General features: G+C 61.1%; 26 protein-coding genes. 7 read left to right on the top strand and 19 right to left on the bottom strand.

Going from position 1 to position 25386, the window contains the following annotated elements; all coding sequences use genetic code 11:
- Positions 1-194: 194 nt before the first annotated feature.
- Together ACO07N_RS14220 and ACO07N_RS14215 are read left to right on the top strand one after the other, a co-directional pair.
- The gene (locus ACO07N_RS14220; RefSeq protein WP_421981646.1) at positions 195-1013 is read left to right on the top strand and encodes a protein-disulfide reductase DsbD domain-containing protein; all 819 of its coding nucleotides are present in this window, start codon (positions 195-197) and stop codon (positions 1011-1013) included.
- Positions 1014-1137: 124 nt separating this feature from the next.
- Positions 1138-1626, top strand: coding sequence for a peroxiredoxin (locus ACO07N_RS14215; RefSeq protein ID WP_421981645.1), 489 nt, complete (start codon positions 1138-1140; stop codon positions 1624-1626).
- Here the strand turns inward: ACO07N_RS14215 and ACO07N_RS14210 are convergent.
- From ACO07N_RS14210 to coxB, 8 genes are all read right to left on the bottom strand, one after another.
- Complete coding sequence (locus ACO07N_RS14210; protein WP_421981644.1) at positions 1623-2381, bottom strand: SURF1 family protein; 759 nt, start codon at positions 2379-2381, stop codon at positions 1623-1625. The genes ACO07N_RS14215 and ACO07N_RS14210 overlap by 4 nt on opposite strands.
- Before the next feature lie 39 nt (positions 2382-2420).
- Positions 2421-2810 carry a DUF983 domain-containing protein gene (locus tag ACO07N_RS14205; protein WP_421981643.1) on the bottom strand — a complete coding sequence of 130 codons (390 nt, stop codon included), beginning with the start codon at positions 2808-2810 and terminating at the stop codon, positions 2421-2423.
- A gap of 81 nt (positions 2811-2891) precedes the next feature.
- Positions 2892-3770 (bottom strand): cytochrome c oxidase subunit 3, encoded by an 879-nt coding sequence (locus ACO07N_RS14200; RefSeq protein ID WP_306140995.1) that lies wholly within the window; start codon positions 3768-3770, stop codon positions 2892-2894.
- A gap of 48 nt (positions 3771-3818) precedes the next feature.
- Positions 3819-4424, bottom strand: a complete 606-nt coding sequence (locus ACO07N_RS14195) for a cytochrome c oxidase assembly protein (RefSeq protein WP_421981642.1) — start codon at positions 4422-4424, stop codon at positions 3819-3821.
- Between the two features lie 10 nt (positions 4425-4434).
- Complete coding sequence (locus ACO07N_RS14190; protein ID WP_421984514.1) at positions 4435-4599, bottom strand: hypothetical protein; 165 nt, start codon at positions 4597-4599, stop codon at positions 4435-4437.
- 1 nt (position 4600) lies between these two features.
- Entirely contained in the window at positions 4601-5536 is a 936-nt protein-coding gene (locus ACO07N_RS14185) for a heme o synthase (RefSeq protein ID WP_421981641.1), read from the bottom strand.
- 144 nt (positions 5537-5680) lie between these two features.
- On the bottom strand, positions 5681-7276 hold the full coding sequence (gene ctaD / locus ACO07N_RS14180; protein ID WP_421981640.1) for a cytochrome c oxidase subunit I: 1596 nt from the start codon (positions 7274-7276) through the stop codon (positions 5681-5683).
- A gap of 76 nt (positions 7277-7352) precedes the next feature.
- Positions 7353-8300, bottom strand: a complete 948-nt coding sequence (gene coxB / locus ACO07N_RS14175) for a cytochrome c oxidase subunit II (RefSeq protein WP_421981639.1) — start codon at positions 8298-8300, stop codon at positions 7353-7355.
- A gap of 511 nt (positions 8301-8811) precedes the next feature.
- On the opposite strand from coxB, the gene ACO07N_RS14170 reads away from it, so the two are divergent.
- Positions 8812-9372, top strand: coding sequence for an invasion associated locus B family protein (locus ACO07N_RS14170; RefSeq protein WP_421981638.1), 561 nt, complete (start codon positions 8812-8814; stop codon positions 9370-9372).
- Between the two features lie 302 nt (positions 9373-9674).
- Here ACO07N_RS14170 and ACO07N_RS14165 read toward each other — a convergent pair whose 3' ends face one another.
- The 4 genes from ACO07N_RS14165 to ACO07N_RS14150 all read right to left on the bottom strand — a co-directional run bounded on the left by ACO07N_RS14165 (position 9675) and on the right by ACO07N_RS14150 (position 14831).
- Positions 9675-11477, bottom strand: a complete 1803-nt coding sequence (locus ACO07N_RS14165) for a monovalent cation:proton antiporter-2 (CPA2) family protein (RefSeq protein WP_421981637.1) — start codon at positions 11475-11477, stop codon at positions 9675-9677.
- Positions 11478-11708: 231 nt separating this feature from the next.
- Positions 11709-12323, bottom strand: a complete 615-nt coding sequence (locus ACO07N_RS14160; RefSeq protein WP_421981636.1) for an HAD-IA family hydrolase — start codon at positions 12321-12323, stop codon at positions 11709-11711.
- 19 nt (positions 12324-12342) lie between these two features.
- Positions 12343-13767 (bottom strand): metalloprotease TldD, encoded by a 1425-nt coding sequence (gene tldD / locus ACO07N_RS14155; protein WP_421981635.1) that lies wholly within the window; start codon positions 13765-13767, stop codon positions 12343-12345.
- Between the two features lie 291 nt (positions 13768-14058).
- A protein-coding gene (locus ACO07N_RS14150; protein ID WP_421980360.1) for an IS5 family transposase occupies positions 14059-14831 on the bottom strand; the annotation gives its coding sequence in 2 pieces (ribosomal slippage) (positions 14059-14495 and positions 14495-14831; 774 coding nt in all).
- A gap of 193 nt (positions 14832-15024) precedes the next feature.
- Here ACO07N_RS14150 and ACO07N_RS14145 point away from each other — a divergent pair.
- On the top strand, positions 15025-15243 hold the full coding sequence (locus ACO07N_RS14145; RefSeq protein WP_319386049.1) for a DUF2093 domain-containing protein: 219 nt from the start codon (positions 15025-15027) through the stop codon (positions 15241-15243).
- Here ACO07N_RS14145 and lpxK read toward each other — a convergent pair.
- The 6 genes from lpxK to ACO07N_RS14115 are packed head-to-tail and all read right to left on the bottom strand — an operon-like array spanning position 15240 to position 20703.
- Complete coding sequence (lpxK, locus tag ACO07N_RS14140; RefSeq protein WP_421981634.1) at positions 15240-16262, bottom strand: tetraacyldisaccharide 4'-kinase; 1023 nt, start codon at positions 16260-16262, stop codon at positions 15240-15242. The genes ACO07N_RS14145 and lpxK overlap by 4 nt on opposite strands.
- The gene (locus tag ACO07N_RS14135) at positions 16246-17565 is read right to left on the bottom strand and encodes a 3-deoxy-D-manno-octulosonic acid transferase (RefSeq protein ID WP_421981633.1); all 1320 of its coding nucleotides are present in this window, start codon (positions 17563-17565) and stop codon (positions 16246-16248) included. Before ACO07N_RS14135 ends, lpxK begins: the two co-directional genes overlap by 17 nt.
- A complete protein-coding gene (locus ACO07N_RS14130) occupies positions 17558-18256 on the bottom strand; it encodes a lysophospholipid acyltransferase family protein (RefSeq protein ID WP_421981632.1) in 699 nt (232 codons plus the stop codon). The genes ACO07N_RS14135 and ACO07N_RS14130 overlap by 8 nt, the downstream gene beginning before the upstream one ends.
- A gap of 26 nt (positions 18257-18282) precedes the next feature.
- Positions 18283-18522 (bottom strand): DUF4170 domain-containing protein, encoded by a 240-nt coding sequence (locus ACO07N_RS14125; RefSeq protein ID WP_421981631.1) that lies wholly within the window; start codon positions 18520-18522, stop codon positions 18283-18285.
- 35 nt (positions 18523-18557) lie between these two features.
- Positions 18558-19373: a 3'(2'),5'-bisphosphate nucleotidase CysQ gene (locus ACO07N_RS14120; RefSeq protein WP_421981630.1), complete on the bottom strand. Its 816-nt coding sequence runs from the start codon at positions 19371-19373 to the stop codon at positions 18558-18560.
- A complete protein-coding gene (locus ACO07N_RS14115; RefSeq protein WP_421981629.1) occupies positions 19360-20703 on the bottom strand; it encodes a TldD/PmbA family protein in 1344 nt (447 codons plus the stop codon). The genes ACO07N_RS14120 and ACO07N_RS14115 overlap by 14 nt, the downstream gene beginning before the upstream one ends.
- A 309-nt stretch (positions 20704-21012) precedes the next feature.
- On the opposite strand from ACO07N_RS14115, the gene ACO07N_RS14110 reads away from it, so the two are divergent.
- Positions 21013-21603, top strand: a complete 591-nt coding sequence (locus ACO07N_RS14110) for a DUF6101 family protein (RefSeq protein WP_421981628.1) — start codon at positions 21013-21015, stop codon at positions 21601-21603.
- Between the two features lie 17 nt (positions 21604-21620).
- Here ACO07N_RS14110 and ubiA read toward each other — a convergent pair whose 3' ends face one another.
- On the bottom strand, positions 21621-22568 hold the full coding sequence (gene ubiA, locus ACO07N_RS14105) for a 4-hydroxybenzoate octaprenyltransferase (protein ID WP_421981627.1): 948 nt from the start codon (positions 22566-22568) through the stop codon (positions 21621-21623).
- Between the two features lie 476 nt (positions 22569-23044).
- Between ubiA and purD the strand changes: the two genes are divergently transcribed.
- Complete coding sequence (purD, locus tag ACO07N_RS14100) at positions 23045-24328, top strand: phosphoribosylamine--glycine ligase (RefSeq protein WP_421981626.1); 1284 nt, start codon at positions 23045-23047, stop codon at positions 24326-24328.
- 100 nt (positions 24329-24428) lie between these two features.
- Positions 24429-25334: an alpha/beta fold hydrolase gene (locus ACO07N_RS14095; protein WP_421981625.1), complete on the top strand. Its 906-nt coding sequence runs from the start codon at positions 24429-24431 to the stop codon at positions 25332-25334.
- The last annotated feature ends 52 nt before the right edge of the window (positions 25335-25386 follow it).

Raw genomic sequence — 25386 nt, 5'->3', positions numbered from 1 at the left:
TACACCTCGACACGCTCTGTGACATTCGTCGATATCCATTGAGCATAGCGGGTTTGAGCGGCTTTGTTAATGACTGTTTCTACCTGCGATACCCCCGGTGTCACTCGGGCGTAACATCAACGTCACGAGGTTATGACCGTCCGTGCTCGGGGCAGCCGATGACGCGATCAGCAAAGTGGTGTAGCACTGGCCCCATGACCAAAACCGTCCTCACGTTTCTTGCTGCATTGCTCTGCACGCTTGTCCCTGCCCGCGCCGCCATGACGGACTGGGTTGAAGTGCACGGAGGTGCCGTGCGCCTGATATCGTCAGGACCGTTGCAGGATGGTCGCTACCAGGCGGGCCTTGAGTTTCTGATGGAACCTGGTTGGCATACCTACTGGCGCTATGCGGGGGAAGCCGGAATCCCTCCGCAGATTACCGTCACAAAGTCCGATAATGTCGCGGCGTTCGACATTCTCTATCCGGTACCCGAGCGTTACGACGACGGCTTTTCGGAATCGATCGTCTATCACGACGGCATCGTTCTGCCCTTCGTCATTACGCCGGCAAGCGCCGCAGACCCTGCCCGGCTGGAGATCGAGGTCTTCTTCGGCATCTGCAAGGATATCTGCGTGCCCGGCGATGCGTCATTGGCGCTGGATTTCGGTCCCGAAGACCGGGATGACAAGCTGGCCGGAAGGCTCATTCAGCGAGACCTTGCGGCGGTCCCCGGCGCGGGACCTGCCGATGGTCTTGGGTTCCGGTCCGTGTCCTTCGACGATGCCGGCTATCTCATGGTCGAGACAGAGGTTGCTGAAAACCAGGAGCCCGATCTGTTCGCAGCGGGACCCGAAGGCTCGTTCATCGGGCTGCCGAAGCTCGTTTCGCATTCCGACGGCATTGCCGTCTGGCGCCTTTCGACCAAGGGACTGGCCACAAACCCCGACGACGATCAGCTCAGGTTCGTTCTAACGGCCAACGGATCGGGTATCGAGCTGTTGGAACGCGTCCGGCCCGAATGGCTGCAATGAAGCGGTCCGAAAGGTCCATTTTCGATGCCGCCACACAACACACCCCTCGACGTTTGACGGACAACGCCCTATGTCTGCGTCTGACGATTTCTTCGTTCAGCCATCCAGCAAAGGGATACTCAAGATGACAATCAAGGTTGGGGACCGTCTTCCGGACGCGACATTCAAGATCATGGGCAGCGATGGGCCCGGCGAGATGTCAATTGCTGACCTGTCGGGCGGCAAGACCCTCGTCCTGTTCGGCGTCCCGGGTGCCTTCACGCCGACATGTCACATGAACCACCTGCCGGGTTTTGTCGAACACGCGGAAACCTTGAAGAACAAGGGCGTCGATACAATCGCCGTCCTGTCGGTAAACGATGTCTTCGTCATGGATGCCTGGGAAAAGGCGTCGAACACGGGCGGGAAAATCACCTTCCTGGCCGACACGGGTGCGGAATTCGTCGAAGCGATCGGCCTTGGTCTCGGACCGGCCCCCATCTTCGGTCACCTGCGCTCACAGCGTTTTGCGCTGATCGCAAAGGACGGTGAAGTGACCTTCCTGGCCGTTGAAGACGCGCCCGGCGAAGCCACGAAAACCGGCGCGGCCGCCATTCTCGAAGCGCTCGGCTAAGCCCCTTCATCCTGCTTGCGCGGCCACAGAACGCTGGCCGCGTAGGCGAGAAACACGCCCACGAGCGTCGCCGCGAGCCCGAACCAGGTCAGCGCATATCCAAGATGGTCGTTCTTGAAGCGCACCAGGGTTTCGCCGGCCTGCGGCAAGCCCGATGCCGGTGTCGCCTCCGCATTCAGATCAACGCTGTAGGGGGCAAGGCTGCCGGGATCCAGACCGAGAACGTCACCCATTGCACCGGTATCACGCGCGAACCATAGCCGGTCTTCCGCGTTCGGCTCGGGTGTCGTCCAGTTCGGCTTTTCGCTCAACCGCAGCAGTCCCGTGACCTGAACGTTGCCTTTTGGCACGCCGAGCGCTTGCTGCCGCGGCTCGGCGGCAAGATCCTGCGGCAGAAACCCGCGATTGACAAAGACCGTCCAGCCGTCGGCGGTCCTGAACGGCGCGTAGACCATCACTCCTGGGCCGCCAACAGGCCCGGCCGGGTCCGACAGTGCCGTGTAGTAGAAGGTGTTTCCGTCCAGGAACGCTCCTTCCAGGACGACATGAAGATAGTCGTCGCTTTCGCCGATTGCGTCCCAGGCGGCCGGTCCCGGGGCGGCGACCGGCGGTTTTCCAATGCCGTCCTCCACCTGCGCGATCAGATCGGTTTTCCATTCCAGGCGATTGAGCTGCCAGAAACCGAGGTTCAGCAGGATCGCGAGTCCGATGGCCGCTGCGATTGCCGGTATTAGGAGTTTCCTAAGTCCACCCATGGGCAGGTTCTGTCTCCATGTTCAAGGGCCGCGGCAAGCTTACTCTTGTCCGGTTGTGTCCAGCCGGCCTTCTTCTGCCTTGTGCCGGAACTGCAGCGCGATCATCAACCCCTTCAGGGGCCGCAAAACGGATGCGGCGAGGATGACGGTCAGGGGCAGCCACAGGACCAGATGAAGCCATATGGGCGGCTGGAACGACAGTTCGACAAAGAGCACCAGACCCACGATCACGAAGCCGACGATCATGATCACGAATACAGCCGGCCCGTCACCGCTGTCCGCAAACGAATAGTCCAAACCGCAGGCTGCGCAGGATCTCTTCACGCTCAGGAACCCGTCGAACAGCCTGCCCTGCCCGCAGCGCGGACATTTGCCTGACAACCCGGCCGAAACCGGGTTCACGGACGGAAAATGCGCTTTGTCATCCATGGCTCTTCTCTTGGCGCCTTAAGCAAAAACGCCCGGACTGTGATGCAGACCGGGCGTTTCCAGTTGAGCGGGTTTACCGGCTTAGTGCGGTGCTGGCGTTCCGGCACCCCAGATGTAAATGGCGACGAACAGGAACAGCCAGACAACATCGACGAAGTGCCAGTACCAGGCCGCTGCCTCGAAGCCGAAGTGCTTTTCGACCGTGAACTGTCCGGCCAGCGCCCGCAGCAGGCAGACCAGCAGGAAGATCGTTCCCACGATCACGTGGAAGCCGTGGAAGCCGGTCGCCATGTAGAAGGTCGCACCGTAGATATTTCCATCGAACGTGAAGGCGGCGTGGCCGTATTCGTAGGCCTGCACGATCGTGAACAGGACACCCAGCAGGACAGTCAGCACCAGGCCCCACTTCAGGCCTTCTCGGTCGTTGTGAAGAAGCGCGTGGTGCGCCCAGGTTACCGTGGTGCCCGAGCACAGCAGGATCAGCGTGTTCAGGAGCGGCAGGTGCCAGGGGTCGAACGTCAGGATTCCATCCGGCGGCCAGTGGCCTCCGGTGGCTTCGACCCGGCTGAACTGGATTGCCTCGCCGGCAAAAAGGGCCGCATCGAAATAGGCCCAGAACCAGGCGACGAAGAACATGACTTCGGAGGCGATGAACAAGAGCATGCCGTAGCGCAGGTGCAAGGACACGACGCGCGTGTGGTGGCCTTCCTGCGATTCCTTGATGGTGTCGCTCCACCAGCCGTACATGACATAGAGCACCACCAGCAGTCCGACAGCGAACAGCATCCAGCTGGTTCCGGCAAGGTTCATGCCGAACAGCGTGAAGTCGTTGCCTCCGGCCGCCTTCATCCAAGCGATTGCACCGATCGCCATGATGAACGCGCCGACAGACCCGATGAAGGGCCACGGGCTCGGCTCCACCAGGTGGTAATCGTGGTTCTTGGTATGTGCCTCAGCCATCGGCAAGCTCCCCAAACACAGTCATTTCATGCGCGCCTTGCGCAAGTCTCACAATTTCGTTTCAGCGGCGGGTGCTTCGACCCGTGCTGCAACAGGTTGTTCCGGTTCTTCTACCGGGAAGAACGTGTAGGACAAAGTGATTTCCTTCACGTGCTTCAATTCTGGATCCTTGTCCATCTCGGGATCGACAAAGAACACAACAGGCATCTCGACGGTTTCGCCGGCTTCAAGCGGCTGTTCCGTAAAGCAGAAACAGTCCAGCTTGTTGAAATAGGCTCCGGCTGCCGGCGGCCAGACGTTGAACGTGGATGTTCCGACCGAGGTATCGTGGCCGACATTGGTCGCCACATAGGCAAGCTGCGCGCTCTCCCCCATCTTCACGGACACGGAGCGCTGCTCGGGCTTGAACTTCCAGGACAGCTTGTTGACGTTGCCGTCGAAGCGGACCGTGATCATGCGGTCGATGACCATGTCGCTTTCGCTCTCGGCAATCTGCGGCGTGCCACCGAAACCCGTGACGCGGCAGAAAAGATCGTAAAGCGGAACCGCGGCATACGAAGCCCCGATCATCAGGCCGAACATGCCCGCACACGCAAATGCCACCTTGCGGTTGCTTCTGGCCGTAGCTGCTTTTGTGTCCTGATCCCTGCTCACGCGTTTTTCCCTATAGAGCCCTGTCCATGACGCCCGGTCCCAACTTCACGATGGTGACCACGTAAAACAAAACAACGAGCGCAAGCAAAGCCAGTGCAATCGCGATCGACCGCGATCTGCGCTTCTTCTGCTGCTCCTCGGTCAGCCGGATGCCCTGATCGTCCTGCGCCATCATCCTAGACTCCTGCCACCAGGCTTTCGCCCAGCAACAGGGCGAACAGCATAAAGAGGTAGAAGATGGAAAACTTGAACAGGCGAATACAGGCCTGCCGCGCGATGTCGCCCTCGCGTTTGCGCCAGACATCGGCTGCAAGCGCGACAAACACCGCGCCGAGCGCTGCGGACGCCACACCATAAACCGGACTGACATAGCCGAGCAGGTAGGGGGCAACACCGATCGGCGCCAAAAGCACGGAATAGATCAGGATCTGATGCCGCGTGTTGGTCTCGCCTGCCACGACCGGAAGCATCGGTACGCCCGCCGAGCGGTAGTCGCCGCTCTTGAACAGCGCGAGCGCCCAGAAGTGCGGCGGCGTCCACATGAAGATGATCAGGAAAAGGACGAAGCTCTCAAGGCTTACGCTTCCGGTCACGGATGCCCAGCCGATCATCGGAGGGAATGCGCCTGCGGCACCGCCGATGACGATGTTCTGCGGCGTCGAGCGTTTCAGCCACATCGTGTAGACGACGACGTAGAAGAAGATGGTGAAGGCTAGAAAAGCGCCGGCGAACCAGTTGACCAGAAGTCCGAGCGTGACCACGGAGCCGATTGACAGTGTCATGCCGAACGCGAACGCTTCTTCGCGCGTGATCTTGCCGGCAGGGATTGCACGTTTGCGGGTTCGCGACATGACCTCGTCAATGTCGGCGTCGTACCACATGTTCAGGGCGCCGGATGCGCCCGCGCCGATCGCAATGCACAGGATCGCGACCGCGCCCAGGATCGGATGTACGGAGCCGGGTGCGAGCATCAGGCCGACGAACGCCGTGAAGATCACCAGCGACATGACGCGCGGCTTCATGAGCGAGACATAGTCGCCCACGGACCCCATCCCGCCGTCCCAGGCGGCGGTTTCCTGACCCAATGTATCGTGGCGCTCAACGAGCGACATGCGCAAGCCCTTCACATTTCATACCGGTTCCGCCGATTACTTCGGCGGTGCGGACATGCCGTCCGGTCAGTCCTTCAAAGGAGCACCGCGCTGTCTGCCAGCGCGGTGCCGATTTCCGATCCGGAGCTACAGCTCCGGAGGGTGTTACTTGATCCGCGGCAGCGTCTCGAACTGGTGGTGCGGAGGCGGAGAAGACAGCGTCCACTCCAGGGTCGTCGCACCTTCGCCCCACGGGTTGTTGCCAACGGCGCGCTTCTTGGCGAATGCCTCGTAGATGCCATACAGGAACACCACAACCGCGAATGCGGAAATGTATGATCCGATGGAAGACACGAAGTTCCAGCCGGCCAGCGCGTCCGGGTAGTCGGCATAGCGGCGCGGCATGCCGTTCAGTCCCAGGAAGTGCTGCGGGAAGAACACCAGGTTCACGCCGATGAAGGTGATCCAGAAGTGCGCCTTGCCGATCGCCTCGCTGTACATGTAACCGAACATTTTCGGGAACCAGTAGTACCAGGCGGCAAAGATCGCGAACACGGCGCCAAGCGACAGCACGTAGTGGAAGTGGGCCACGACGTAGTAGGTGTCGTGGAAGGCACGGTCGAGACCGGCATTGGCGAGCTGCACCCCGGTGACGCCACCGACGGTGAAGAGGAAGATAAAGCCGATCGCCCAGACCATGGGTGTCTTGAACTCGATCGATCCACCCCACATCGTCGCGATCCAGGAGAAGATCTTCACCCCGGTCGGAACGGCGATCACCATCGTGGCGGCGACGAAATAGGCCTGCGTCTCGGAGGACATGCCAACCGTGTACATGTGGTGCGCCCACACGATGAAGCCGACGACACCGATCGCAACCATGGCGTATGCCATCCCGAGGTAACCGAAGATCGGCTTGCGGGAGAAGGTCGAGATGATGTGGCTGACGATACCGAAGCCCGGGAGGATCAGGATGTACACTTCCGGGTGGCCGAAGAACCAGAACAGGTGCTGGAACAGGATCGGGTCACCGCCGCCGGCCGGATCGAAGAACGTTGTGCCGAAGTTCCGGTCCGTCAGGAGCATCGTGATCGCGCCGGCGAGAACCGGGAGCGACAGGAGCAGCAGGAATGCGGTGATCAGCACCGACCAGGCGAACAGCGGCATCTTGTGCAGGGTCATGCCCGGCGCACGCATGTTGAAGATGGTCGTGATGAAGTTGATCGCACCAAGGATGGACGAAGCACCGGCAATGTGCAGCGACAGGATCGCGAGATCCATGGCCGGTCCCGGCTGTCCGGAGGTCGAAAGCGGCGGGTAGATCGTCCAGCCGCCGCCAACACCGTTCATGTTGCTCGGGCCCTCGACGAAGAGAGACAGCAGAAGCAGCAGGAAGGCCGGCGGCAGAAGCCAGAACGAAATGTTGTTCATGCGCGGGAACGCCATGTCCGGGGCACCGATCATGATCGGCACGAAGTAGTTGGCATAGCCGCCGATCATGGCGGGCATGACCATGAAGAAGATCATGATCAGGCCGTGGGCCGTGGTGAACACGTTGAACATGTGCGGGCTGCCGAAGATCTGCATCCCCGGATCCTGCAGTTCCATCCGCATGCCGACGCTGAGTGCGCCGCCCACGATCCCGGCAAAGATCGCGAACATGAGATACATCAGACCGATGTCTTTGTGGTTGGTCGAATAGACCCACCGGCGCCATCCATAGGGATGGTCGTGTGCCGCATGTGCTTCGCTCGCAGCCATTTGGGGCTCCCTCTTTAAATTCTCTCGGCGAGGCTGCGTCTCATCGCGCTTCGCCGGTCAACCGATGGCCGCCGCGTTATTTCGCGGCGACGGAGATGTCTTCACGCTTGCCTTCGGCAAGCTTCTTTTCCTCGTTGATGGATGCCATCAGCTGCTTGTTGGCCGCTTCGAGGTCGTCCTGTGCAGCCGCGGCCCAGGCAGCGTACTGCTCCTTGGAAACAACCCTGATCACGATCGGCATGAATGCATGGTTGACACCGCACAGCTCCGAGCACTGGCCGTAATAGACCCCTTCGGTGCGCGCACGGAACCAGGTTTCGTTCAGACGTCCGGGGATCGCGTCGATCTTGAGACCCATGGACGGCATTGCGAAACCGTGGATCACGTCTTCGGCTGTCACCTGAACGCGGACGGTGGTGTCGACTGGAACAACCATTTCGGTGTCCGCGGCAAGCAGGCGCGGCACTTCGGCGAGCGTCACACCGCGTTCAGCGGCGACCGCTTCCCGGTCTTTCAGCGTCTGTTCCGCATCTGTCGGATTGCCGATCATGTAGCTGTCGAAGTAGAGGTCGCCCATGCCTTCGTCGGTATATTCGTAGCCCCAGTACCACTTGTAACCGATCGCCTTCACGGTCATTTCGTACTCGGGGATATCAAGCTGCTTGTAGAGCAGGCGGAACGACGGGATCGCGATCACGACCAGGATCAGGATGGGGATCACGGTCCAGGCCACCTCGATCATGGTGTTGTGCGATGTGCGTGACGGCACCGGGTTGGCCTTGGCGCTGTACTTCACGATGCAGATCACGAGCAGAGCCAGGACGAACAGCGTGATCACGGTGATGATCACGAGCGTGAAGGTGTTGAACCAGGTGATGTCGTCCATCACTCCGGATACAGACTCCTGAAAGCCCAGCTGCCAGTTCGTCATTCCGGATTCAGCTGCCAGGGCCGCAGTGGACACCCCGGCAAATGTCGCCGCCATACCGGCCATTGTCATGAGACGCTTGAAGATCGACTTCACGTCCGCGCTCCCTTCCCTCAGCCGCAGCAAGGCGGCACATGCATACATCCCGGACCTACGAACAGGTCCAATCCGGTCGGGCAGTAACGGGCTTGGCGCAACTACGCAAGCCTGAATCTGCCGCTCCATCAGATCGAACCATCTCGTCCGGTTGCCGGACTATAACCATAAACACCTATCAAGGGCGATGGTACCTGTCTGCCAGAGCGGCGATCTGCCGCATCACACAAGAACCACCCTCGTGCCGCACAAAAAACACAAGAAACGCGACGCTGCAACGGAATTTCCCACTTTTCACACCCATGCGGAGGCACCAACCTCTTGAGACAAGTCAAGGACACGCCGATTTTTGACAAAAATTGCCGGTAAACGCATGCCCTGCCCGCGCGAGACTGGAATCGGACGCCATCATGCGGCAATGTCTGGCCGGGCCCAAACATGATTCGCACTGTATCCTGATACTTGTCAGTGTGCGGTGGCAGGATCGGACAAAGACTGACCGGAGGATTTCTTGTCGACACACATCCAGCCGTCCTCGCTCCCGCGCCGTGACCGCCGTACCGCCAAGCGTTTTTCGGCCTTCGGTCTTGCTGCAGCCCTCGTCCTCGGCGGCCTTGTTCAGGGAACCCATAGCGCCCGCGCCCAGGGAGAGGTCCGTTCCTCGCATGGCGACTGGCAGATGCGGTGCGACACGCCTCCGGGAGCGTCCAGCGAACAGTGCGCCCTCATACAGAACGTGACCGCTTCGGACCGGGAGAACGTGGGCCTGTCGGTCATCGTCCTGAAGACCGCTGACAAGCAGGCAAGGATCCTGCGCGTTCTGGCTCCCCTTGGCGTTCTGCTTCCCTCGGGTCTCGGCCTGCGCGTCGACAATGCGGATATCGGCCGCGCCGGATTCGTGCGCTGCCTGCCAAACGGCTGCATCGCCGAAGTCATTCTGGAGGACGAGTTGCTGTCGAAGCTCAAGGCCGGAGCGCAGGCAACCTTCATCATCTTTCAGACGCCTGAAGAAGGCATCGGAATTCCCATTTCCCTCAATGGATTTTCAGACGGTTTCGACACGCTGCCCTAGGTGACGGACCCATAAATGAGACTGAAATGGCATGTGAAATGGCGAGATCCCGTTAGGAAGAGTGTGCGGAGCGGGCTTCCTGCCCGGTCAAGCACGCTGACGCCACGGGGTGAAGCCATTTCCATGTCCTTCGGATTTGACCGGATTGCGCCTCCTCCGCGTCGCGAAAGGCTTGAAAATGAACCACATTTCCTGCGCTTCCGCTCCTTGAGGAGAAGCAATCCGCCTCAAACCATTTCCGCCTCATTTATGAGTCCATCACCTAAGGCTTTCCGTCCTCACCGGAGACCGAAGTCCGCGGCTCAGGCGGTCTCGTTGTGCTGCGCGGGCATATCCTGCTTGTCTTCGGCGCGCCTGCGCGGGGTCACCTTGTGAAGCCGGTCCGATCCGGCAAACATTCCCTGTTCCATCTGCACCGCGAGACGCTCCTGGTCCCTTGCGCGCACGTCTTCCTCGATCTGGTCGATCCTGTCGAGCGGCGTGCCAAGGGCTTCAAGGGCCGCGCGGCCGAAGACAACGCTCGATTCGAAGGTCTCGCGAATCTGGTAGTCGACGCCCCGCCTGGTGAGATCCAGAACATGCGCGCGGTCGGTGGCGCGGCAGAAGATCAGGGCGTCGGGGAAGCCGTCGCGGATCTCGTCGATGGCCCGGGCCATGATCTTGTCGTTTTCGATGCACATGGCGACAAGAGCCGCCTTTCCGGCACCGGCGGCGGCGAGCACGTCTGCGCGCGTGGCGTCGCCGTAATAGACCTTGTAGCCCTGCTTTCGCGCGTAATCGATCCGGTCGGGCCGGTTGTCGATGGCGGTGATTTCCAGGCCTTCTGACGTCAGGATCTGTGCGACAACCATTCCGAAACGGCCAAAGCCGATGACGAGTACCGTCGGGGCTGCCTCGTCGAAAGTCTCGATGGACGGGTTCTCGACGCCCAGCGCCTTGGCCCGGGCGGCAAGGCGGTCGAGTGCCAGGCAGGCGAGCGGTGTCAGAAGCATCGTCAGGATGACGATGGCGTTCAGAAGGTTCGCGGTCTGATAGTCGAGCAGGCTGTTGCTGACGGCTGCAGTGAAGAGCACGAAGGCGAACTCACCGCCCTGCGGCAGCGTCACGGCGATGCGCATGGCGTCCGAATTCGGCGACCCGGTGCCTCGGGACAGGCCCCAGAGAAACAGGCCCTTGATCCCCATGACGATGGCCACACCGGCTGCGACGACGAGCCAGTTCTCGATCACGAGCGACACATCGAGCGACATGCCGACGGCCACGAAGAACAGCCCCATCAGGAGCGAACGAAACGGTTCGATATCCGCTTCAAGCGTGTGTCTGAAACTCGATTCAGCCAGAAGCACGCCGGCCAGAAAGGCGCCCAGCGCCATCGACAGGCCGACCGAGTGCATGATCCCGGCGCTGCCCAGCGCGACCAGCAGGGCTGCCGTCAGCATGACCTCGCGCGCGCGGCTGGCGGCCAGAAACAGGAATATCGGGGATATGAGATAGCGACCGGTCAGGATCACGGCCGCGACGGCCCCCAGAACGATCAGGACTTCTGTCACGATTTCAGCAGCGGTGGACGGGCCCTCACCCGGCGCCAGGATGGCAACCATCGCCAGGAGCGGCACGATGGCGATGTCCTGAAGCAGCAGGATACCGAAGGCACGCTGGCCGTAGGGCGATGACAGTTGCCCGCGTTCCTGAAGGATCTGAAGGGCAAATGCGGTTGACGACAACGCGAGGCCGAACCCGGCGACGAAGGCCGTTGAAAAGGGCATTCCGACCAGCCGGGCAACTGCGAACAGGCTGGCGCCGGTCAGGACGACCTGGGCGGTTCCCAGCCCGAATATGTCCCGCTTCATGCGCCAGAGCTTTCGGGGATCGAGTTCCAGGCCGATCACGAACAGCAGCAGCACGACACCCAGTTCGGCAACATGAAGGACGTCCTCGCCCGAGCCGAGCAATTGCAGGCCGTGGGGACCGATCGCGGCGCCGGCGGCCAGATAGCCGACAACAGACCCAAGACCGAGACGCTTGGCGATCGGCACGGCGACGCAGGTGGCTGCCAGAAACACGATCGCTTCTGCAAAAAACGGAGGTGCGCCCTCTGTTGCCATCCCTACTCCTTACGTCGCCCCGGCGTAGACCCCTTGTTCCCCGTCGATCAAATCAGGATTTGATTAGATTTTAGCTAAGATAGAGCAATTGGCTTTGATAAATATTAAAGTTTCCCGCGCGGTTGTGCTGATTTTGAGGGCATTTGGCCAGAACCGCGCCGCTGCGACGCATGCCGGCGGTTGGCAACCGGCACCCGGGCTGTTCCGCCCATGCAGCGACATACGCAGGTTTCAGATCAGCTTGCGCTCGTCCAGGAAGCTGTAAAGCCGGTCATGGGATGTGAAGACATGGCCCGTCAGACCTGCCTGTTCCGCCCCGTCGACATTGTCCTTGCGGTCATCGACAAAGGCGCATTCGCCGGGCGCGTAGCTGTAGGCCGCACAGATGCGCCGAAAGACGAGGGGGTCCGGTTTCTTGGCCTTGAACTCGGCTGACACATGCGCCTTTTCGCCAAATATCCCGACGACGTCCGGAGCGCAGACGGGCAAGGCGGACTTGAGCAGCATGCCGTTGTTGGTCAGGAGCGCCAGATCGGCCCTTTTCGCCAGGCGTCGCACAAGGTCGAGAACATTCTGCCGCGGACGCATCATCTGCCTGCGGATGTCCGCCCAGGTGTCGAAGTCGATCGGATAGCCGAGCAACTGCGCATATTGCGCCAGATAACCTTCCGGCGTTGCGGGTGACCCTGCCTCTGCCAGGCTTTCATGCGGTCCGCTCCAGACCGCCGCGTCGATTTCATGGGCAGGACGGCCGGTCAACCTTTCCAGGAGATCGAGGCGTAACTGATGATCACAGTCATAGAGCACCTCGTCCATGTCGAAGATGACGAACCTAATCTGCGGCATCCCGAATGCACAGCCCCGCTCAGACCGCCGTGCCGCCGATCGTCATCTCGTTGATCCGCATGGAGGGCTGGCCGACGCCGACCGGTACGCCCTGCCCCTGCTTGCCGCAGGTGCCCATGCCGGGATCGAGTTTCATGTCGTTGCCGATCATGGCGACACGGGTCAGGGCATCGGGGCCGTTGCCGATCAGCATCGCGCCCTTGACCGGTGCGCCGACCTTGCCGTTTTCGACCCGGTAGGCTTCGGTGCAGGAAAAAACGAACTTGCCGGAGGTGATGTCAACCTGGCCGCCGCCGAAGGAAACCGCGTAGATCCCGTCCTTGACCGATTCAAGAATTTCCGTCGGATCCTTGTCGCCCGCCATCATGACCGTGTTGGTCATGCGCGGCATCGGAATATGCGCAAAGGACTGGCGGCGCCCGTTGCCGGTCGGCTCCATGCCCATCAGGCGCGCGTTCTGGCGGTCCTGCATGTATCCCTTGAGAATACCGTCCTCGATCAGGACGGTCCGGCTTGCCGGCGTGCCTTCATCGTCGACGCTCAGCGATCCGCGCCGGTCCGGTATTGTGCCGTCATCAACGATCGTGACGCCGGGAGAGGCAACACGTTCGCCCATGAGCCCCGCGAAAGCCGATGTCTTCTTGCGGTTGAAGTCGCCTTCCAGACCGTGGCCGACGGCTTCGTGCAGCAGAATGCCGGGCCAGCCCGGGCCGAGCACGACGTCAAAGGACCCGGCGGGCGCAGGAACGGCCTCCAGGTTCACAAGCGCCTGCCGCAGGGCTTCGTCGACGCCGCCCTGCCAGTTTTCCGTCGTGATGAAGCGCTCGAAGCCCTCGCGGCCGCCGCAGCCAAACATGCCGCTTTCCTGGCGCTCGTCGTTTCCGGCAACAACCGAAATGGACAGCCGGACCATCGGGCGGACATCGCGCACGAGGTGCCCGTCGGCGCGCAGGATTTCCACAACCTGCCAGGACCCGGCAAGCGAAGCCGTCACCTGGCGGACACGCGGGTCCTTGGCCCTTGCATAGGCGTCGATCTCCTGCAGGAGCTTGACCTTCTCCTCGAAGTTCGGGCCGCCCAGCGGATTGGCATCGGTGTAGAGCGACTGGTTGGTCCGCGCCGGCGCTGCCGCGTAGCTGCCGGAATACCCCTTTTTGACGGCGCTCACGGCATCGGCAGCGCGCGTCAGCGCCGCTTCGGAGATGTCGCCTGCATGCGCATACCCGGCCGCTTCACCGGCCACGGCCCGCAGGCCGAAACCCTGTGCCGTGTCATAGTTCGCCCCCTTCAGCCGGCCGTTGTCGAAAACCAGTCCCTCGGTCTGGCGGTATTCGACGAACAGTTCCCCATCGTCCGCTCCCGACAGCGCGTCCTGCGTAATCCTTGTGGCGGTGTCCAGTCCGAGGCCTGACGTTTCGATGAGATCGGTCGATGAAAGGGTCATGTGCGGTTCCTGTCTTTGCCCGGCGTCTCCCGGGCTGGCCCGCTGCAGACAGCCGGCCGTTTGTCCTGTTTCCTCAGAACATAGGGAGATTGCGTCCGTTTTTCACATGAAAAGCTGGAAAATCCACTTGAGCCAAATTTAACTTGAATGTAAAAATCAGCTTTAATCCGTTGCCGCGCGAGCCGCAACGCAGCCAAGCACGTCCCTCGGCCCAGCCAATTCCCTAAAATCTCACTTCAAATCCGCCGCCGATCGACACCTGCGTTCTAGGTTCTGGTCAGGAATTAAGGATTACCTGATCAGGATATGAATTGCGGCAATCGTCACGAAGCCCATGAAGTTGGCTAAGAGTTTGTCGTAGCGAGTGGCGACGCGTCTGAAGTGTTTGAGCTTATTGAACAAACGCTCTATGGCGTTCCGTTCTTTATAGATTGTCCAGTCACAAGCATGGGGCCGCAGGCGATTGTGGCGTGGCGGAATGACGGGTGTTGCTCCCAAATCAAGAATAGCGTCGTGGAAATGCTCCGCATCGTATGCCCGATCCGCGATAACATAGCCGGGTTTGTAGCCCTTGATCAGCTCAGCCCCGAACAGAACCTCGCCCCGGTGTCCTGGACTGGAGACAAAGCGCAAGGGCAGCCCTAAACTGTCACATACGCCGTGCAGCTTGGTTGTCAGCCCTCCCTTGGAGCGCCCGATACCCTGGGCTTCAGAGCCCCTTTTTTGCGACTTGCGCCGCTGGCGTGTTGATGAACCCGGACAACGGTGGCATCGACACTGAGCCATTCAAAGTCCGCGTCCTCATTCAACGCTTTGAAGATGTTTTGAAAAACGCCTCTTGAAATCCAGTCGTAGTAGCGTTGCTTGACCGTGCCGTAACGGCCATAGCGCTCAGGCAGATAACGCCACTTGGCTCCCGAGCGTGCGATCCACAAGACTGCGTTCAGAAAACGCCGGTTATCCGTTCGTGGACCGCGTTTGCCTCGGCACCCTCCAGGCATCAACGGTGCAAGACGAGCCCATTGAGCGTCCGTCAGTTCATCCTCGTAACGCGTCTCAGACATGACTGATCTCCAAAAATCAGTCTTGAATCTGATTTGCTGCCAAAAGGGAATCCCTATTCGTTAAATCCTGACCAGAACCTAGAATAGTTTCAAAATAATCGCCGTGTTTCTTCGGGCTTTGACTTGCCGGGAAGGCTCGATCTGCCGTAAAAGACGGATGCAATCCGCAAAACCAGACGGCAAACCGTAGACCATGAACCGATACGAAAACCCACGAATTCCGAGCGAAGCCCGCGTCCGTTACCTGGATGGCGACTACCAGGTCGAAACGCCGGGAACATTCGTGCGCTGTGCGGTCACGGGCGCAGCGATTCCGCTAGACGAGCTCAAATACTGGTCGGTGGAGCACCAGGAAGCCTATGTTGACGCAAAGGCGTCGATGAAACGCTACCTGGAAAACCGCCAGGGCTAACGCTCGAAGGATTTCGCGCGCAGCCTTTCCCTGACAAGCGCAATCAGGCGATCCGGATCATCAATCTTCATCGCAACGTCCAGAACCTCCGTCTTGGCGGCCAGCCAGCGGAACAGTTCCGTTTCCGAGGACTGTAAACGCATCATGTCCTTGCGCGTCGTGACCAGCTGCAAACCGCCGTTCTCCGCCTCCGTCAACAGTGCGCGCGCGTCCATTTCCGAATAGCGGTGATGGTCTGGAAATTCCCTGGTTTCGTGAACGGCATATCCCATCTCTTCCAGCGACCTGAAGAATTTCCGCGGGCGCCCGATGCCGGCGAAGGCGAACAGGCGCCTGCCCTCCAGCGCGTCGCTCGGCCGTGGCTGCACATGCGCATGCAGGAGCGGGAGACCCTTGCGCCCGGCAAGGTGGACCGCCTCGTCGGCTTCGTCACCCTCGCCGATGAGGACCAGGCAGTCGGCCTTCACGATCTGCAGCTGCGCGGGCGCGCGCAAAGGGCCTGCAGGCAGGCACAAGCCGTTGCCGAACCCGGTGCTGCAGTCGACCAGGACGAGATTCAGATCCTTGGCAAGAGAGGGGTTCTGAAAGCCGTCATCCATGATGAGAACATCGATCGGCTGTTCCTCGGCGAGGCGTGCGCCCGCCGGCCTGTCGGACGAAATGACGGTCGGCGCATGCGCTGCAAGGAGCAGCGCCTCATCGCCGACATCTTCCGCGTCATGCGTTTGCGGGTCGACAAGAAGCGGCCCCCTGTTGCGCCCGCCATATCCTCTGAGAAGAAAACCGGGTGTGAGGCCATCTTGCCGCAACAGGCGCGCCAACTCGATCGCAAAGGGTGTCTTGCCGGTGCCGCCAACGACAAAATTGCCGACACAGATGACCGGCAGCCGGCTTCGTGCCCGCGGTTTGCGGTGCATTCTGCGGCCCGAGACACGACCGTAGACCCAGCCGGCAGGCTTCAGAAGATGGGCCAGCGGCGGCAAGCTCCGCTGCCACCAGAAGTCAGGTGCTCTTTTCATCTTCCGGCTCCGAACGCCGTCCGCTTCGCGCACCCTTCAGGACCCGCTTCAGCACTTCCAGGGTCTTTTCAAGTGCACCGCGTCCTTCCTCGACAAGCGATCTGGCGGTGCCGACCTGCAGGCCGACCTTGTTCGGGTCGCTCAAGAGCGTACCGACACTGGCAGCAAGGTCTGCCGGCTCGCTGACCCGGATAGCCGCGCCCCTGTTCCAGAAATCCTTGTACACGCCGCGCGCGTTTGCAACCCTCGGACCCGTGATCAGCGCGGATCCCGCAAGGGCAGCCTCGACCGGATTATGTCCGCCGACATCCACAAAGGAACCGCCCAGGAACGTGACCGGCGCAAGCCGGTAGAACAGACCCATTTCGCCCAGCGTGTCGCCCAGGAAAACATCGGTTTCGGCATGCACCGGTTCCGCGGAACTGCGCGAGACGAGTGCCAGTCCCCGTTCACCCGCCTGACCGGAAATCTCGGATGCCCTTGCCGGGTGCCGCGGGACGAGCACCAGCAGGAGGTCCGGAAAATCCCGGCGCAGCCGGTCGAAGGCTTCGAACACGATCTCGTCTTCGCCCGGGTGGGTCAGCGCTGCAAGCCAAATGCGCCGGTCGCCGGTCTGGGACTTCAGAAGCGCCAGGGCCTTCGCGTCAACTGCGGGTTCGGCGGCGTCGAATTTCAGGTTTCCGGGAGCGTCCACGGACGTGCATCCCATGGACCTGAACCGGTCCGCGTCCGTCCTGCTCTGCGCCAGAACGGCATCGAGGCATCCGAAAATGTAGCGCGACGTCGCCGGGATGCGGGACCAGTTCCGCTGCGATCCGTCAGACAATCTTCCGTTCAACAGAACGAACGGAATGTCGCGGCCTTTCATCTCGTCAAACAGGCAGGGCCAGATTTCCGATTCGACGACCATCGCCAGATCCGGCGACCAATGATCGACGAACCGCCTGATCGGCGCCGGGGCGTCATAGGGCACGAACTGGTGAAATGCCCCTTCGGGCAGTCTCTTGTCCGCCAATTCCGATGCAGTCACGGTCACGGTGGTCAACAGTACCTTGTGGCCTTCACCCGTCAGCGCACCGATCAGCGGAAGCACCGACATGGTTTCACCGACGCTTGCGGCGTGGATCCATATCAGCGTTCCCTGCGGACGCGTGCGCCCGGCTCTTCCGAAACGCTCCACCTTGCGGGCCGGAATTTCCTTCGAAGAGCGGCTGCGAAGCGCAAAAAGCACGTGAAACAGTGGTGAAACGCCTCGTGCAGCGGCCCTGTAAAGACTGAGCAGGAATGGGCGTTTTTCAACCATCCGACCTGCCGACCAGTTCGTAGGCACGCCTCGTGGCGGCGTTCAGGCCGTTTTCGACGTCCAGGCGGAAGGCCTCGAGCGCGTCGTCCTCCGTTTCCGCAGGCACCCAGATCAGATCGCCCACGGCGATGCTGCCGCGACCGAAGGGCAGGTTGACGCTGGCCTTGTCCCAGCTATCGAGTTCGATGCTGCGGCTCGTCGCCACGGCAACCGGCAGGATGGGACGTCCGGAATGCTTGGCAAGCTGCACGATGCCTTCGCCCGCCTTGCGCGACGGTCCTTTCGGGACATCGGCGGTCATGGCGATGCTGTAACCGTCCTTCAGGGATCTGACGGCCTCGATGAACCCCCGCATGCCCCCGCGTTTCTTGATCTGGCGGGCGTTCCGCCCCCCGGACGCCCTGATCAGGCCAAGGCCGAACTTGCTTGCGGCGATCGCGTTCACCTCCCCGTCAGCCGACCGGGAGATCATGACCTTGGCCGGCCAGTGCCGCGGTTTCGCAAAAGGCACCATGAAATGCTGTCCGTGCCACATTGCAACGATCACCGGAAGCTGTTTCTCGGTTTCATCGTGCACGCCCTCAGGCTCTATCACAAACCGGTTGGTGTGATAGACCAGTTTCAGCCATGCGGCCATTAACGAGCCGACACTAGCCAGTACCCAGGGATGGCGGCCGAGGCGCTTGATCATATTTTTATCGCCTGATTGCTTCGTTGCTATGCCGCCGTGTCCGGGTCCAGAAGACGATGCATGTGCACGATGAAGTAGCGCATGTGGGCATTGTCGACCGTCGCCTGTGCCTTGGCTTTCCAGGCCGTGTAGGCTTCCGCGTAGTTCGGGTAGATGCCGACGATGTCCAGTTCGTCCAGATCCCGGAACGTCAGACCTTCGGGCGTTTCCAGCTCACCGCCAAAGACAAGGTGCAAAAGCTGTTTCGGGGTGTCTGTCTCGCTCATGAACATCCTCGTTGAATTCGTGACGCAGCAGCCTGCTAACGGAGAATGTCTCCAAGAACTGCCCGCACTGGTCCTATAAGCCCGGTCGATGCCGCGATCAATGCCGGGTGCCCCGTCCGGGGCCGATTGTAGGTCAAAACGTTGCCGTCCACGTCCGTCAAGGCGCCGCCGGCTTCCTGAACCACGAGATCGGCGGCTGCGAGATCCCAGTCACTTGGTCCACCGCGTGCCGTACCCACGTCGATGCGCCCCGCTGCGATCACCACCAGCCGGTACGCAAGGGACCTGAAGAACTCCGTTTTCTGAAACCCTGCCCCCAGCACATCGGTGTTCGCGACAATCGAATGAGGCCCGGTCAGTGTCGCGCCGGACACGTCAAGCCGATCCGAGACGGTGATCCTGCTCCCGTTCAGAAACGCGCCACCTCCGGCGCGCGCCGTGAACATTTCCTTCCGGATGGGACAGAACACGGCGCCTGCAACCGGTCGGCCACCTTCAACGACGGCAACGGACACGGTCCACTCATCACCGCCTGCAAGAAAGGCGCGCGTTCCGTCGATCGGGTCGACGATGAACACGCGCTCGCATGTCAACCTGGCCCGATCGTCGGCGGTCTCCTCAGACAGCCAGCCGTAATCCGGGCGCTCCGTCAATAGGCGGTCTGCAAGGAACCGGTCGACGGCAATATCCGCCTCGGAGACGGGTGACTTGTTGTTTCCCTTGAACCAGGTTTCGAGACCCTGTCCGAAGTAGCCGAGCGCAAGTTCGCCTGCCTGGCGTGCAGCGGCTTCCAGCAAGTCGATGTCGGCGTCCGGCTCATGCGCGCGGTCGTGTCGTTCAGCTACCGGCAAGCGCCATTCCTTCAATCATGACGGAGGGCGTCGCAGCCGAATAGCGATTGTCGAGATCGCTGCCGGGAACCAGGCGCTTGAACATGTCGTTGAGATTGCCGGCAATCGTGATTTCGCTGACAGGTTCGACGATTTCTCCGTTCTCGAACCAGAAACCGGCTGCGCCGCGCGAGTAGTCGCCGGTGACACCATTGACACCATGACCGATGAGATCGGACACCAGCAGGCCGCTTCCGGCGTCCGCCATCAGCTCTTCCATGGACTTGTCACCGGGCATCAGGGTTACGTTCGTGGCACCGGGCGATGTTCCGCTGCCGCTCCGGTGCGCGCGCCCATTGGGTGCAAGACCCAGTTCGCGCGCCGAAGCGCCGTCCAGAAACCAGTGCTGCAGCACCCCATCCTCGATCATGTTGAGCACGGAGGCGGCCGTCCCCTCGCCGTCGAAGGGGCGCGTTGCCGCTCCCCGGCGCTTGAAAGGGTCGTCCACCACCCGAATGCCCGGTGCAAACACCGCTTCACCCATCCGGTCTTTCAGGAAACTGGTCTTTCGCGCGATCGAGGCACCATTGATGGCGCCGGTCAGGTGGCCGAGAATGCTGCGCGCGGCGCGCGATTCATAAATGACGTTGGTTGTCCGCGTCGAAAGCTTCTGCGGGTTCAGGCGGCGCACGGCGCGTTCCCCGGCTCTGCGTCCGATGTCGGCCGGGCTGTCGAGATCCTCGAAAAAGGTTCTGCTGTCGAAGTCGTAGTCGCGCTCCATTCCGGTCCCGTCGCCGGCCACCGCGGTCATCGACATGCCATAGCGCGAGGTCATGTAAGCGCCTTCAAAGCCGTGGCTCGTGGCCAGCACGACCCCGGCCAGGCGCCAGGAGGCCCCCGCGCCGCCGGATTTGCTGACACCCGGAACCGCCAGTCCCGCGGCCTCAGCCTCAAGTGCGATCCCGGCGAGATCGTCCGCGGTCATTTCCTTGCCGTCGAGAAGTTCCAGTTCGGGCAACTGCCTGACAAGAAGGCCGTCATCGGCGAGGCCCGCATAGGGATCTTCCGGGGCGACACGCGCCATGGCGACCGCGCGTTCGGCCAGCGTATCGGGATCATCCAGCTGATTTGCCGAAACGGCGGCGGTTTTCCTGCCGACGAACACGCGCAGGGTGACATCGTCCCCTTCCGCACGCTCCGTCTCTTCGACCTTGCCTTCCCGGACATCGACGGAGAGCGACACGCCCGTGACGGCAACGGCATCGCAGGAGTCCGCACCGGCCTTGCGTGCCGCTTCGACGAGACGTACCGCGCGCGACTGCAGGTCGCTCTGATCAATCATTTCCGACATTCATTCCGCCTTGATGTGTCTGTTCCATTGGCCCCGCTTCGGCTGTTGTTTACGCCCAGTGCCGTGGCTCCGCAACAATTTGGGGTCAATGGATTACATAGGGACCTCGCAAGCATATTGAAGCGTCTTTGGAATTTCAGCTTCGGCCCAATTCCGACACAGGCATGAACAGATGGTTTCCGGGCCGCTTACATTCCGGTAACCCTTTTTGAAATCACAGTTTTTTAACTCTATCTCTTAAGCGGTTCACGACGTTTCTCACGTAGCTTTCATCCCATCAAGAGACCAAAAGGTCCGACGGAGAGTCATTTGAGACGTCAAACAGAACAACAGGTGCCAGCGGCAGCCGGGAGCAATGCAGAAACACAACTGCACCCCGGTTGCCTGCCGGTCCAATTCACGCAAAGACTCGAATCCCGTCCCGGCACACCTGCTCTTCCCGCCGAAATCTTTCTCGATCAGACCCGGGTCATATACAAGCGGCGCGTCGCCGGTGTGCCCGTCAACGTGGTTGTGCCGATCAGCGGCTTCGACGGCGTCATGGTCCGCATCGTTCCAGGCCACATGGCCGGCAGCGTCGTCACGGCGCTGATCCTGAAACATCCCGACAGCGCATTGTCGATCACGCTCGCGGAAACCGAGAATTCCGACGAACTCGCGATCCTGTGGAGCCGTTGGGCACACACCTTGAACCTGCCTATGCTGGTCTGCGACCTCGGCGGCGATGTCAAACCGATTGACGCCTACAGCGCCACGTCCTCGGACCGGCCTGCGCCACGCCGCAAATTGCGTCTGCTGACCGGACGCCGGCCCCGCTTCCTGTACAAGCGGTCCACGGGCAGAAAAGACGCGAGCGCGGCCAATTTCGCGCATGAACGCGAAATCATCGCACGCTCATGACGGCAACTGACTGATTTCTATAGCGTAGCGCCGATCAACGCATCGGCGACAAAGCCCGCGAAAACGATCCACCCATAGGTGCTGTTGGAACGGAACAGCTTCAGACACTGGTCGCCATCGTCGATATCCAGAACGACGACCTGCCAGAGCAGATGGATCGCACCCGCGAGGATCCCGGCAAATGCGGCAGGTCCCGCGTCGGCAAACGCGGCGGCAAGACCGAAGAGAACGGTTGCGAGCGTATAGAGCACGATGAGTGCCGCCTTGGTGTGTGATCCGAAAAGCCGCGCAGTCGACCGGACCCCCACCAGCGCATCGTCTTCCTTGTCCTGGTGCGCATAGATGGTGTCGTAGCCGATCGTCCAGCAGATACCGCCGAAATAAAGCAACACCGGTGTCAGAGCCAACGATCCGAATTCGGCAGCCCATCCCATCAACGCCCCCCAGGAAAACGCAAACCCCAGGAAGAGCTGCGGCCAGTCCGTAACGCGCTTCATGAAAGGATAGATGGCAACGGGCACGAGCGAGGCGATCCCGAGCGCAATCGAGAAGGTGTTGAACTGGATGAGCACCAGGAAGCCCAGCAGGGCTTGCACGACGAGGAAGATCCTGGCCTGCGCCTTGGTCACCTGCCCGGCCGGTATCGGGCGCGAACGCGTCCGCTCCACCTTCGAATCGATGTCGACATCGACGATGTCGTTGTAAGTGCAGCCGGCTCCGCGCATGGCAACCGCGCCGACGAAAAAGAGGACAAGATGCCAGAGGTTCGGCAAGGCGTTCCCCGCTGCAACGGCAGCAAGCGCCGCCGACCACCAGCACGGCCAGAGCAGCAGCCACCAGCCGATGGGCCGCTCCCAACGGGCGAGCCGGGCGTAAGGCCGCAGTCCTGCCGGTAGTTTCGTGTCGACCCAGTGCCGCTTTACCGCATCCGCGACCGGTCCGGTATCCCTGGTTGAGAAAAACATGAGCTGCCCTTTTCGAATTCGCCCGTTCTAGGGTCAGGACTCATTCATTTGGATGAATTGGTAGGGATGAATTGGTCCGGATACAAGGCGCAAAGCTGCAGGAAACCGTCCGGGTTCCGAAGATTTGCAACGACGTTGCCGGGCAAATTCACCCTATCCCTGCGGGACGCAAAAACGGCATCGATCTGCACCGTCAAACCGCTCAACCGGGCAGGAAGCCCGCTTGTCGCGCTTTTCCTTACAGCTCATCGCCGTTTGCTGCGCCAATTCAACCAAATGAATGAGTCCTGACCCTAGCGAATTTGACGACGGATTACATCTTGCAAATGGTCACAGCCTTCTGTTTGGCCCGGTCCCGGCCGCCGCACCGGACGTGTTTGCGACAGGCGATGCTCCGTGATAGACCGCGATCTCGCATGGTCGACTCAGGTCAAGCCCGGTCGGCACGATGGACCGTTTGAAGAGATCCGCTTGACATGAAACTCCTGCTTATCGGCTCCGGTGGCCGTGAACACGCCTTGGCATGGGCACTCGCCAAGTCCCCGAAACTGACAAAGCTCTTTGCCGCTCCCGGCAATGCCGGAATTGCCGATCTGGCGGAGATCGCGCAGATCGATGTCACCGACCACCAGGCCGTCATAACGTTCTGCAAGTCAAACGCGGTCGACCTGGTGGTGGTAGGACCCGAAGCTCCGCTCGTCGCGGGCGTTGTCGACGATCTCGACGCTGCGGGGATCAAGGCCTTCGGACCGACAAAAGCCGCCGCGCAACTGGAGGGGTCCAAGGCATTCACGAAAGGCGTCTGCGACGAGGCCGCCATCCCGACAGCCGCTTACGGGCGCTTCACCAACCGGGAAGACGCGCTCGCGTATCTGAAAAAGGAAGGCGCCCCGATCGTCGTGAAGGCGGACGGTCTTGCCGCCGGCAAGGGCGTCGTGGTGGCCATGTCCCTTGCCGAAGCCGAAGACGCCGTGAAAGCGTGTTTCGACGGCTCGTTCGGCGACGCGGGCGCGGAAGTCGTCATCGAGGAATTTCTAGACGGGGAAGAAGCAAGCTTCTTCGTCCTGTCCGATGGAACCAATGCCCTTGCGCTCGCCACCGCCCAGGATCACAAGCGCGCCCATGACGGCGACGAGGGTCCCAACACGGGCGGCATGGGGGCCTACTCCCCGGCTCCCGTCATGACGCAAGCCCTGATCGACCGGGTGATGGCGGACATCATCTCGCCGACGATCAGCACGCTGGCGGCGCGTGGCACACCGTTCAAGGGAGTGCTTTACGCCGGTCTCATGATCACGAGCGACGGCCCCAAACTGATTGAATACAATACACGTTTCGGCGATCCGGAATGCCAGGTCCTGGTCATGCGCCTGAAAAGCGACCTTCTGGAGCTTCTTGTCGACAGCGTCGAGGGGCGTCTTGGAACCGCACATGCGGAATGGCACGACCAGGCAGCCCTCAGCGTCGTCATGGCCGCGAACGGATATCCGGCGACCTACAAGAAAGGCACGGAGATCCGCGGGCTTGAGCAGATGGGATCGGATGTTCTGCAGGTCTTTCACGCCGGTACGAAGCGCGCGGACGGGCGCCTGCTCGCAAACGGAGGACGGGTCCTGAACGTGACGGCGCTCGGCAACTCGGTCGCGGACGCGAAAGAACATGCCTATGATGCGATCGGTAAGATAGACTGGCCGGACGGCTTCTGCCGAAGCGACATCGGATGGCGCGCGATTGCGCGTGAAGCGCAAAACGAAGACTGAGATCTGAGGGTCATACAGCGCAAGGCGTCTGTTACACCGGCCTTGCGCCGCAGCGATGCCATCGCCGGACTGTCACGCCCTGTGAATCGGAGACTTGCTTTTGACGAGGGAACTGCCGGACCTGTTTCCGACTTTCGACACCAGGATCGTTCGCGCGAAGAGCACGGACTTTTTTTGCCGCATCGGGGGATCGGGGCCACCCCTTCTGCTCCTCCACGGCTACCCCCAGTCGCATGTGATCTGGCACAAGATTGCGCCACGTCTGGCGAGCCGCTTCACATTGGTCATGCCCGACCTTCCCGGTTATGGACACTCATCGATCCCGCCGAGGACATCCGGTCACGCAACGTATTCCAAACGCGCCTGGGCTGAGGCGATCACCGAAATGATGCGCCTCCTCGGCTACGAGACATTCTTTCTGGCGGGGCATGACCGCGGGGCACGTGTCGGTTACAGGCTTGCGCTCGATTTTCCCGGTTCGGTCAAGAAGCTGGCAGTGCTCGATATCCTGCCGACATCGGATTACTGGGACCTCATGGACCGCGGCTTCGGCCTCAAGATCTATCACTGGATGTTCCTTGCCCAGCCGTTTCCGTTTCCGGAAAAGATGATTTCGGCCGCGCCCGTCCGTTTCCTTGAGCATACGCTCGCAAGCTGGACCGCGGAGAAGACCCTCGACTGTTTTTCCGACGGCGCGCTGGAACACACGAGAGACTGGTTCTGCCAGCCTGACCGGATATCCGCGAGCTGCGAGGATTACCGCGCCGGTGCGACGATCGACTACGATCACGACAAGGCCGACCAGGACGCGGGAAGGACAATTTCAGCCGGAGTGCTGGCCCTTTGGGGCAGTAAAGGCATTGCCTCAAGCGTCGACGATCCGCTGGCGGTCTGGCGCCGCTGGAGCCCGGATGTGCAGGGCATGGCTCTTCCAGGCGGGCATTTTCTGCCCGAAGAAGCCCCGGACGAGACCGCGGACGCGTTGCTGAGCTATTTCGGCGGCTGATTGAGTTCCGGGCGAATTTACCTCAGTCGAACTACCGAGATACCAGAAGTTA

Source organism: Roseibium sp. (assembly GCF_965229775.1).
GTDB lineage: Bacteria > Pseudomonadota > Alphaproteobacteria > Rhizobiales > Stappiaceae > Roseibium.
The sequence above is the reverse complement of the archived record's forward strand: the minus strand, read 5'-3'. Positions and strand labels throughout refer to the sequence as shown.